This is a genomic window from Actinomycetota bacterium (assembly GCA_030774015.1).
Taxonomy (GTDB): Bacteria; Actinomycetota; UBA4738; order UBA4738; family JACQTL01; genus JALYLZ01.
Map to the genome: position 1 here is coordinate 1 of JALYLZ010000012.1, position 9,984 is coordinate 9,984.

Consider the following 9,984-nt stretch of genomic DNA (forward strand, 5'->3'; position numbering starts at 1 on the left):
GCCAACCCCCCTCCCGGGGGCCGCACCACCCCTCCAGAGCGATCGGTGGGCCGTTTTCGCGCTACCGCAACTGCCGGATGGTCTCGCAGTTCGAGAACGATTCCCCCGGGTCGCCGTTGCACTGGTCGATCCCCGCCCCGCCGTCGAAGGAGTCCAGGCCTTCGTCGCCCTCCAGGTAGTCGTTGCCGGTCCCGCCTTTCAGCACGTCGTTGCCCTTGGCACCGAGGATGATGTCGTTCCCGGGCCCGCCGTCGACGACGTTGTTGCCCGGGCCGCCGTAGATGGAGTCGTCGCCGCCCCGGCCGAACACGGTGGTGGGGAACTTCTCGAAGCACAGCAGGTCGGGGCCGTTGGTGCCGGTGATCACGAACTTCCCGTTCTTCTTGTGCGGCTCCACCGAGCAGTCCGCCCGCCAGTCGGGCTCGGACTGGCCCACGAACTGCTTCGCGTGCAGCAGCACCTTCTGGGCCTTGCCGTTGGCGTCCATCACCATCAGCGAGGACCCCTTCACGGGCACCGCGCCGCCGTCGACCTGGAACGCGATCTTCGTCCCGTCGTTGGACCACGCCGGGTTCGTGAACTCCGTCGAGCCCGTGTGGTGGGTCAGCCCCATCGGCTCCGACCCGTCGTCGTTCATGATCCATATGTCGCCGTCGCGGACGAAGGCGATCTTCTTCCCGTCGGCCCGCCAGTTCGGGTGCGTTCCGTCGTCGGTGAGCTGACCCAGGACCTCTCCGTCGCCCGAGTCCATCAGCCAGATCCCGTGGCTCGGGCCGGTCGTGGTCCCCTCCGGGACGGTCCGGTTGCTGACGAAGGCGATGACGTGGGTGCGGGGCGACCAGGCCGGCTGGATGTCGTCGGAGACGGTGCCGGGGGTGAGGTCCTGGGGCAGCCGGCCGGTCCAGGTGACCTTCCAGATGTCCGCGGCGGCATCCTGCCCGCTCACCACCAGCGCGCTCGAGTAGGCCACGTGGCCGCCGGTGAAGTCCCAGGACGGGCTCTGGTCGTCGGTGGTGGGGGACTTGGTCAGGTTGGCCAGGGAGTTGGAGGGGAGGTCCGGGAACGGGCTGACGATCCAGATGTCGCCGGGGCCGCGCCCGGTGGACGTGTGGGTCGCGCTCACGAACGCCAGGTGCGCGCCGTGCTCGGGCGAGAAGGTCGGCGAGAAGTTGTCGTTGCGCATGATCGGCCCCGTGCTCCTGGTGCCGGTGACGTCCTCCAGGCCGTTGTCTCCCTCCCGGTACACCTGGATGGAGCCGTTCTTGGCGAGGGCGGAGAACGCCACCCAGCCGTTCCTGCCGACGAACGCGGCCCGGGCCGGCGAGGCGCTCAGGTTCAGCACCAGGGACGCGGCCAGCAGGACCAGGGTGACGAGGGAAACGCGACGACGCATGCGGTTGGACCTCCCGGTCGTGGGGCGCCGAACCGGGTCCGGCACGGAGGGGGTAAAGACTCGCTGTCGAACCCGAGTCCGGGATCGTGGCGGACGCTGTAGCGCGGGCGTCCTCGTCTGGAAACCCCGTACCGCGGCCGTCCTCGCCAAGGGAGTCCGGCGGTCGTACCATCCCGCTGCCATGGCCGGCGTCGAACGAGGCTCCCTGCTCCTCGCGGACATCAGCGGGTACACCGCGTACCTCTCCGGTGTCGAGCTGGAGCACGCCCACGACATCCTGGCCGACCTGCTGGGAACGGTGATCGGCGAGCTCCGGGGCCTGTTCGAGCTGGCCAAGCTGGAGGGCGACGCCGTGTTCTGCCACGCGCCGGAGACCGGCGCGGACGTCCCCCGAGGAGGCCGGCGGGAGCGGCGGAGACGGCTCCAGCCTGCTGAACGCGGTGGAGGCCTGCTACTTCGCGTTCCAGCGGCGCCAGCGGAACATCGCGAACCTCACCACCTGCGCCTGCAACGCGTGCATCCGGATCCCCGACCTCACCCTGAAGTTCGTGGTCCACCACGGCCAGTACATCTCGCACGAGGTGGCCGGGAGCCGGGAGCTGATCGGCTCCGAGGTGGTGACCGCACACCGCCTGCTGAAGAACCACGTCACGGAGCAGACCGGCCTCCGAGGCTACGCGTTGTTCACCCGGGCCTGCCTGGAATGGTTCGGCGTCGACGCGGACGTCGTCGGCATGAAGTCCCACACGGAGATGTACGAGGACGTGGGGGAGGTGGATGGCTCGAGGCGGCCTGGCGCGAGGAGCAGGAGCGCGCCGTGGTGTTCCTGGCGCCGGAGGACGCGGCGATCGAGGTGGCCGGCGACGTCCCCGCACCGCCGGCGCTGGTGTGGGAGCTGGTCACGTCGCCGACACGGCGCCCCCAGTGGCAGTTCGGCGTCGTCCAGGTGAACGAGGACGTGTCGGGGGGCCGCCGCGGGGTCGGGACCACCAACCACTGCTTCCACGGAGACAACATGGAGGCCTTCGAGGAGATCGTGGACTGGAAGCCCTTCCGGTACTACACGATCGTGGGGCGTTCGCCGTTCGGCGAGATGGACATGACCGTGGAGTTCACACCGCAGGACGACAGCTCGACCCGGGTGTCGTTGCGGATGCGGCCCCGGGGAACGCCCGAGCAGATCGCCACGGCCGCCCAGATGTTCGGCCCCATGGAACAGGTCATGCGGATCAGCCTGGACCGAGCGGTCGCGCTGGCGGGCGGGAGTGAGGGCGGCGGCGCTCCCGCGGGGGAGTGAGCGTGGCGGCGTTCAGGCCAGCGTGAGCTGGTTGCCGTAGGGGCCCTTCCCGGTCAGGCAGTACGCGCCGCAGCGCGCCGCCAGCTCCAGGGCCCGGTCGATGGGGAGGCCGGTGCCGAGGCCGAAGGTGAGGCCCGCGGCGAAGCTGTCGCCGCAGCCGTAGGCGTCCACGATGGGACCGGGAAGCGGGGCGGCGTCCCAGTGGCCGGTGCTTCCGTCGGAGCCCTCGTAGTCGCCGCCGTCGCTGCCCGCCGTGCGGACCACGTACGCCGGCGCAGGGTCGATTGGGCGGTAGACCTCGGACTCGTCCCGGCCGCTGCCGACCACCGCGTCCAGCCGCACACCCGCCTCGTCCAGCAGGGACATGACCCGGGAGGTGGCCACCAGGACCTTCGCCAGGCGCGCCCTGCGCAGGGCCTCGACGTCGCCGGCCGTGAAGTACACGGCGTCGGTCTCGCGCATCCCGTCCCACGGCAGCGGGTCCGCGCCGGCCGGGCCGAGGCGGGTCCCCATCACCGTGATGGTCCGCTCGCCGTTTCGGTCCAGGAACGTGAACGCGCGGCGCTGGGCGTCGGGGCGGAACACCGCCTGGACCCGGACGGCGTGGCGGTCCCGAAGCTCCCATTCGGACCGGTGGCCGAGGTCGTCGTCCCCCAGCGCCGTGTAGAAGGTGCACGCACCGGCGAGCTTCACCAGCTGCACCGCGGCCACCGCGCCGCCGCCGGCGGGTTCCTCCCACCACTCGTCCGCGCGGACGATCTGGCCGGGAAGGGGCACGGCCTCGACCCGGGCGAAGTGCAGCCACTCCACGTGCCCCACCACCGCGACCCGGACCACGTGGCGTAGTTTGACGGACATCATGGGCGTGGGCACGAGTGGAGAGCCCCTCACCTGCCGAACCTGCGCGGTCCAGCACGCCGCCGGCGAGGGGCCGCCCGATCGGTGCGCGATCTGCGAGGACGAGCGCCAGTACGTGGGGTGGTCCGGGCAGCGGTGGGCCACGCTGGCGCAGTTCCGCGAGGAGGGGTTCCGGACCGAGATCCGAGACGTCGAGGAGGGACTGGTCGGGATCGGCGTCGAGCCGCGTCTGGGGATCGGACAGCGGGCCCTGCTGGTGCGGACGCCGGACGGGAACGTGCTGTGGGACTGCATCGGGCTCATCGACGACGCGGCGGTGGAGCGCGTTCGGGACCTGGGCGGCATCGCGGGGATCGCCATGTCGCACCCGCACTTCTACGGCTGCGTCGTGGAGTGGAGCCGCGCGTTCGGCGGCGCGCCCATCCACGTCCCGCGGGCCGACCGGGAGTGGCTGATGCGGCCGGACGATGCCGCGGTGCCGTGGGAAGGCTCGGTCGAGATCGTGCCGGGGGTCACCGCCGTGCAGTGCGGCGGGCATTTCGAGGGAAGCGCCGTGCTCCACTGGCCGGGCGGCGCGGAGGGTCGCGGCGCACTGCTCACCGGCGACTCCATCACCGTGGCCCAGGACCGCCGCTTCGTGAGCTTCATGCGGAGCTATCCGAACCTCATCCCGCTGCCGCGCGGGGAGATCGAGCGGGTGGTGGCGGCGGTGCGGCCCCTCGCGTTCGACCGGATCTACGGCGGGTGGTGGGACAGCGTGGTGGCCTCCGGCGGGAAGGATGCCGTCCTGCGCTCCGTGGACCGGTACCTGCGGTGGATCGAGCCCTGAGGGCGCAGAAAACGGGGCCGGAAAGCGGAAACCGCCGGGGCCCGAGGGCTCCAGCGGTCTCCAAGCCCAACCCTATGGGTGACCGCCCGAGCCGTCAAGCCCGCCGGCCGAACTTGTCGCACTTTCTGTCGCGGGCGGCTGACGTGGGCAGACAGATGCGGAGCGGGGCCGCATGCCTGCTAGCGCCGGAGCAGCTCGGTGTCGGCCAGTCCGGTTCCGGTGTTGATCAGCACGACACGGTCGGCCTGGCGTAGCTGCCCGCTCTGGCGGAGGCGTTTCGCCGCCGCGAGGGTGGCCGCGCCCTCGGGGCAGGCCAGCACGCCGGCGTGCGCGGCCAGGTCGTCCACGGCCGCCCTGATCTCGTCGTCGCTCGCGGCGACGCAGGTGCCGCCGGTTTCCCGGACCGCCCTGAGGACCAGGAAGTCGCCGAGCGCTTTCGGGACGCGCAGGCCCTGGGCGATGGTGTGCGGGTCGGGCCAGTGCTCCGATTCCTCGGCGCCGTCGTGGAACGCCTTCACCATCGGGGCGCAACCCTCGGCCTGCACCACGATCAGCCGCGGCAGGTCGCCCTGGACCCAGCCCAGGGCGGCGAGCTGGTTCAGGGCGCGCCAGATGCCGATGATGCCGACCCCGCCGCCGGCCGGGTAGACGATCGCGTCGGGGAGCCGCCAGTCGAGCTGCTCGGCGATCTCCAGACCGAGGGTCTTCTTGCCCTCGATGCGGTAGGGCTCGCGGAGGGTCCCGGCGTCGAACCAGCCCCGGCCGCGGACGCCCTCGGCGATCACGGCCGCCGCGTCGCCGATGAAGCCGTCGACCAGGGTGACCTCGGCTCCGTAACGCCGGCACTGCCCCCGGACCGTCTCGGGGGCGTCGCGCGGCATGGCCACATGCACGGCGACGCCGGCGGCCGCTCCGTACGCCGCCCACGCGGCGCCCGCGTTCCCGGCCGTTGGAAGGGCCACCTCGCGGACCCCGCGCTCCACGGCCGCGGTCATGCCCGCGGCGGCGCCCCGGGCCTTGAACGTACCGGTGGGGTTCAGCCCGTCGTCCTTCAGCCACAGGTCGTCGAGGCCGGCGCTCGTGCCGAGCCGGCCCAGGGGGAACAGGGGCGTGAAGCCCTCGCCCAGGGTCACGGCTCGCACCGGCTCCTCGACGGGAAGCAATTCCCGGTACCGCCACATCGAGGCGGTCCGCCCGGGAAGGTCCTCCCGCCGCACGACGCCGCGGACGGCGTCGAGGTCGTACTCGACCAGCAACGGCCCGCCGCATTCGCACAGGTTGCGGACCTCGAGGTGGCCGTACCGGCGGCCGCACCGCGAGCACTCCAGGTGGGTGACGAACGATGCCACGCTCGAGGCCGATCAGCCCGGGCCCGGCGGGTCGAACCGCGACGGCCCGAACGGCTCCGAGGGAAAGGGCGGCTCCCGGCCCAGGACCAGCGCGGCCACCAGCGGCGCGGTGCCCCCGGCCAGGATCACGCCCTGCCCACCGTGGCCGGTGGCGACGGTCAGGCCCTCGCGCAGCCGACCCACGATGGGGCGGGCGTCCGGCGTCATCGGCCGGACCCCCCACCACGAGCCGATCACCCGAACGCCCTCGAGCGCCGGCACCAGGCGGATGGCCCGCCGGAGGATCTCCCGGGGGACCGACGGGTCCTCAGGTTCCGCTCCCAGCGCAGCCTCCCGCGACGATCCCGCCAGGACCGTGCCGTCCGGGTTCTGCTGCATGAGGGTTCCGAAGAAGGGCTCCGAGGGCGCGGCGGCCGCCACGCCGGCGAGCACGCCCGGCATGGGGTCCTGGCCGGGCAGGGGGTGCCAGCCGCCGGTCTCCACCACGTGCCGGAGCAACGCCGGCGCCGGGCCCAGATGGACCAGGAACCCGCGGGCCGGGGTCACGGGAAGATGGATCCCCAGCGGGCGGAGCAGCGATCCGGTCCAGGGCCCCGCCGCCACCACCACGTGGTCGGCCTCGATCGGGCCCTCGTCGGCGATCACGCCCCGAACGGCGTCGCCGCGCACGAGCAGCGATCGGACCGGCAGGTTCCGGAGGATCTCGGCGCCGGCCTCCCGGGCCGCGAGCGCCATGGCCACCGTGAGCGAGGCCGGGTCCACCAGTCGCCCGTCCCGCAGCAGCCAGCCCTCGGCGTAGTCGGGACCGAGGCCTGGCTCCGCCCGGCGGAGGTCCTGGCCCACCAGGTGCTCGACCTGGACCCCGCAGGCCGCGGCCGCATCGGCTTCGGCCTCCGCGGGAACGCGCTCGGCGTCGGCGTCGGAGGAGGCCACGATCAGGAACCCCATGGGTTCGGAAGCGATCCTGACCAGGTCGGGCTGGTGCTCGGCGACGTCCCGGTAGGCCTCCAGGGCGGCCGTGGCCATGGGAACGAGGGCCGGGTCGGTGGGGGTCAGCAGCAGGCCGTGGTTGCGCCCGGACGCTCCGGCGGCCAGATCGCTGCGCTCGACCAAGGTGACCCGCAGTCCCCGGAGGGCGAGCTCCCGGGCACACGCGCAGCCCACCACCCCGCCCCCGACCACGATGACGTCACGCCCTCGCACGGTCGAAGCCTACCGGCAGGTACAGTCGGCGCCGTGAGACGCCGTCTCGCCGCAGCCCTCGCCGCGGTGGCCGTTGCCGCGGTCATCTCGCCGACCGCCATGGCCCACGCGGCCCACGCGGCCCACGCGGCCCACGCCGCCCGGGCGCCCGAGCCGAACGCCCACAAGCCCCACATCGTGTGGAAGAGGATCCCGTTCGGCCCGAAGCGCCGGCGCGAGATGGCCGCCTACTCCAAGCGGCACTACGGCACTCGCACCTGGCGGCTCCGCCATCCCCACGTGATCGTGGAGCACTTCACCGGAGGCACTTCCTTCTCGTCGGCCTGGAACACCTTCGCCGCCAACGGGCCCGACCTGGGTGAGCTCCCCGGCACCTGCGCCCACTTCATCATCGACACCGATGGGACCATCTACCAGCTGGTTCCGCTCGGGATCCGGTGCCGCCACACGGTCGGCCTGAACTACACCGCCATCGGGATCGAGGACGTCGGGCAGAGCGACGGCCAGATCCTCGAGGATCCGAAGCAGATCTCCGCCTCGTACCGGCTGACGCTCTGGCTGGTGCAGCGCTTCCACATCCAGCTGCGCAACGTCATCGGCCACAACGAGAGCCTGATCAGCCCGTACCACAAGGAGCGCTACGCCTCGTGGCGATGCCAGACCCACAGCGACTGGAACCACCACGACATGCAGCGGTACCGCAAGCACCTGAAGGTCCTGGCGCGGCGGCATCACGTGCCCATCGGGCCGCCCCCGGACTGGGTCGATCCGCATTGCTGAGCGCCCGTAGCATTGCCGCGCGACTGTCCCGACATGTACGTTCTCTGCGTGCAGGAAGTCCCGGGGCGCCCCAGCTCCCGACCAGAACCGCCTGATCCGGATTCGACGGGTTCCAATCGTCGCACCCTGAGCTCGCTGGTGATCCCACTGGGAGTGGTGATCAGCCTGGTCGGTCTGGTCGGCGACCTGGTGTCCCACATCGCCTCACCGGCAGCCCGGGCCAACGAGCAGTTCATCGTGCTCGGTTCCGGGAACAATCCCTGGAACCTGGTCCTGCTGGCGGGCATCCTGGTCACGGCGGTGGGCGGGATCGCCTGGGTGGTTCGCCTGCGGACCGAATCGGGCGCCCTGGTCGGGGCGGTCATGGTCGTGCTGCTGGTGGCGACCGTCGCGCTGGCCGGATGGGCGGGATGGCGGAACGCGCACACCCCGGCGGTGGCGCAGGCCGGTGCCCCCGGCGCCAACAGCCTGGCCGAACGCGTCGCCGCCGCCGCTGCGGCGGGCGCGGTGAAGTCGACATCCGATGGGCACGCCGGGCACGCCGGGCATGTCCACGCCGCCGGGGCGGAGGGTGCGTCGTCCTTCGGGGAGCACTCCCATGGCAAGCCCGGTCCGGTGACGCCCGCCGAGGCCGCGGTCCTGGACCGGCAGCTGGCCGCGGCGAAGAGGGCCAGCGCCAAGTACCGCGACATCGACGTGGCCCGCAAGGACGGCTACTTCCAGGTCACCCAGTTCATCCCGGGGCTCGGGCTGCACCTGGTGAACCTGCACATCTCGAACAAGACGTTCGACCCGGCCCACCCCCAGATCCTGCTGTACTGGCCCCGGCCCTCCGGGAAGATGGTGCTCGCGGGAGTGGCCTATCAGTTCGCCCACACCAGCGACACGCCGCCCGACGGGTTCGCCGGTGGGTCCGACGTGTGGCACTTCCACACCGATCTGTGCTTCCTGCCGGGGGGATCGGTCACCATCTCGAGCGCGGACGGGTGCAAGCTGGCCCACGGGTACTTCCAGGCCCAGACGGCCTGGCTGCTCCACGCGTGGATCTGGAAGTCGAACCCGGGCGGTGTGTTCACCGAGTACAACCCGAACGTCACGTAGGGCGCGTTCGAGGCCGAATTACTTCTTCTTCTTGGCTCGGCTCTTGGCTCCGCCGCCCTGCCCTCGCTCCTGGACCCGCTTCGCGGCCTTGAGCCCGGCGTCGGACACCCGCTTGCCCACCTCGGGCGCCTTCTTGGCCACGTCGCGGCTGACCTTGGCCACCTGCTTGCCGACGGCGGGAGCCTTCTCGGCGACGCCCTTCACCGCTTTCGGCGCCTTCTCGGAGATGGTCTTGGCCACGGAGGGCGCTTTCTTCGCGACCTGCTTGCTGACCTTGGCCACCTCCCTGGCCACCTTCGGAGCTCGCTCCGCGATCTCCTGGAAGACCTTCTCCGCTGACTGGACGATGCCACTTCGCTTGTCGGCCATCCCGACCACCTCCCGCTTCGCGATGAGTGCCAGTGTGCGGGAACCGGGCCCGGCGGACAAACGGAAGGGCGCGAGCCCCTCGGCCCGCGCCCCTGAGTCCGTCTCGCTTCGAGGGGTTCCCGCCTACGCGGCCACCGCCACCGCGGCCTCGGTCTCGGTCTTGGTGAAGGAGAACATGGCCCCGAGCCCGCCCTGGCGGTGCACCAGGTACAGGGACATCGCGCCCCCGATGGCCATGTTGGCGAACTGAAGCGGGGGGAGGACCACCAGGGTGATGCCGGGGGAGAAGGCGAACACCGCGAGGGTCTGCTCCACCGCCAGGACCAGGAACAGCACTCCCCACACCGCGGACAGGGCCGCGAACACCGAGTCCCAGGGCTTTGAGGTCCAAAGGGCCTTGGCGTCGGAGCGGGCCTCCTCGGAGGACCCCGCCGCGAACAGGATGGCGAGGGTCCGAAGGATGGGGCGTCCACACGCGGCCGACCCGGCGATCCCGATCCCCACCGCCGCCGACATGACCGGGGCCTTCAGCAGGATGAAAAGGGGCGAGGAGGACAAAAGGCCGAGGACCGAGGTCACCACGGCCCCCCCCAGAAAGCCCAGGGAGGCGGCGGAGGCCTTGCGGCCTCGGACCTTGGCCTTCACCACGTCGGTGACCGGGAGCATGGAGGCCACCACCAGGGCGAGGAGCGAGGTCATGAAGTGCGAGGCCACCGCGTAGATGGCGGCGGGCAGGACCATCCCGTACAGCACCTGCTGGGTGATCATCTGGCGGTGTTCCCGGGTCATCTTCCCTCTCCCTTCG

The 9,984-nt window shown here is 71.7% G+C and carries 11 protein-coding genes; 5 read left to right on the forward strand and 6 right to left on the reverse strand.

Going from position 1 to position 9,984, the window contains the following annotated elements:
* Positions 1-61 precede the first annotated feature (61 nt).
* Entirely contained in the window at positions 62-1,393 is a 1,332-nt protein-coding gene (locus tag M3Q23_00695; GenBank protein MDP9340632.1) for a hypothetical protein, read from the reverse strand.
* A gap of 440 nt (positions 1,394-1,833) precedes the next feature.
* Between M3Q23_00695 and M3Q23_00700 the strand changes: the two genes are divergently transcribed.
* Positions 1,834-2,343, forward strand: coding sequence for a DUF2652 domain-containing protein (locus M3Q23_00700; GenBank protein MDP9340633.1), 510 nt, complete (start codon positions 1,834-1,836; stop codon positions 2,341-2,343).
* Positions 2,280-2,690: an SRPBCC family protein gene (locus M3Q23_00705; GenBank protein MDP9340634.1), complete on the forward strand. Its 411-nt coding sequence runs from the start codon at positions 2,280-2,282 to the stop codon at positions 2,688-2,690. The genes M3Q23_00700 and M3Q23_00705 overlap by 64 nt, the downstream gene beginning before the upstream one ends.
* A gap of 12 nt (positions 2,691-2,702) precedes the next feature.
* Here M3Q23_00705 and M3Q23_00710 read toward each other — a convergent pair whose 3' ends face one another.
* Positions 2,703-3,563 carry a PfkB family carbohydrate kinase gene (locus M3Q23_00710; protein ID MDP9340635.1) on the reverse strand — a complete coding sequence of 287 codons (861 nt, stop codon included), beginning with the start codon at positions 3,561-3,563 and terminating at the stop codon, positions 2,703-2,705.
* Here M3Q23_00710 and M3Q23_00715 point away from each other — a divergent pair.
* Entirely contained in the window at positions 3,556-4,377 is an 822-nt protein-coding gene (locus tag M3Q23_00715; protein ID MDP9340636.1) for a hydrolase, read from the forward strand. The two genes, M3Q23_00710 and M3Q23_00715, sit on opposite strands and share 8 nt — an antisense overlap.
* A gap of 179 nt (positions 4,378-4,556) precedes the next feature.
* Here the strand turns inward: M3Q23_00715 and M3Q23_00720 are convergent, their stop codons facing one another.
* Complete coding sequence (locus tag M3Q23_00720) at positions 4,557-5,726, reverse strand: threonine synthase (protein ID MDP9340637.1); 1,170 nt, start codon at positions 5,724-5,726, stop codon at positions 4,557-4,559.
* 12 nt (positions 5,727-5,738) lie between these two features.
* Complete coding sequence (locus tag M3Q23_00725) at positions 5,739-6,929, reverse strand: FAD-binding oxidoreductase (GenBank protein ID MDP9340638.1); 1,191 nt, start codon at positions 6,927-6,929, stop codon at positions 5,739-5,741.
* Positions 6,930-6,962: 33 nt separating this feature from the next.
* Between M3Q23_00725 and M3Q23_00730 the strand changes: the two genes are divergently transcribed.
* On the forward strand, positions 6,963-7,709 hold the full coding sequence (locus M3Q23_00730) for an N-acetylmuramoyl-L-alanine amidase (GenBank protein ID MDP9340639.1): 747 nt from the start codon (positions 6,963-6,965) through the stop codon (positions 7,707-7,709).
* 138 nt (positions 7,710-7,847) lie between these two features.
* The gene (locus M3Q23_00735) at positions 7,848-8,810 is read left to right on the forward strand and encodes a hypothetical protein (protein MDP9340640.1); all 963 of its coding nucleotides are present in this window, start codon (positions 7,848-7,850) and stop codon (positions 8,808-8,810) included.
* Positions 8,811-8,828: 18 nt separating this feature from the next.
* On the opposite strand, the gene M3Q23_00740 is transcribed toward M3Q23_00735, so the two are convergent.
* Positions 8,829-9,179, reverse strand: coding sequence for a hypothetical protein (locus tag M3Q23_00740; protein ID MDP9340641.1), 351 nt, complete (start codon positions 9,177-9,179; stop codon positions 8,829-8,831).
* A 123-nt stretch (positions 9,180-9,302) separates the two neighbouring features.
* Positions 9,303-9,984, reverse strand: a 682-nt coding sequence (locus M3Q23_00745; GenBank protein ID MDP9340642.1) for a hypothetical protein, incomplete at its 5' end; no start/stop codon positions are given.

Bases quoted from the DNA above. Each gene is read 5' to 3' on its own strand.
- M3Q23_00695 (MDP9340632.1), bottom strand. From the start codon at position 1,393: ATGCGTCGTCGCGTTTCCCTCGTCACCCTGGTCCTGCTGGCCGCGTCC.
- M3Q23_00740 (MDP9340641.1), bottom strand. From the start codon at position 9,179: ATGGCCGACAAGCGAAGTGGCATCGTCCAGTCAGCGGAGAAGGTCTTC.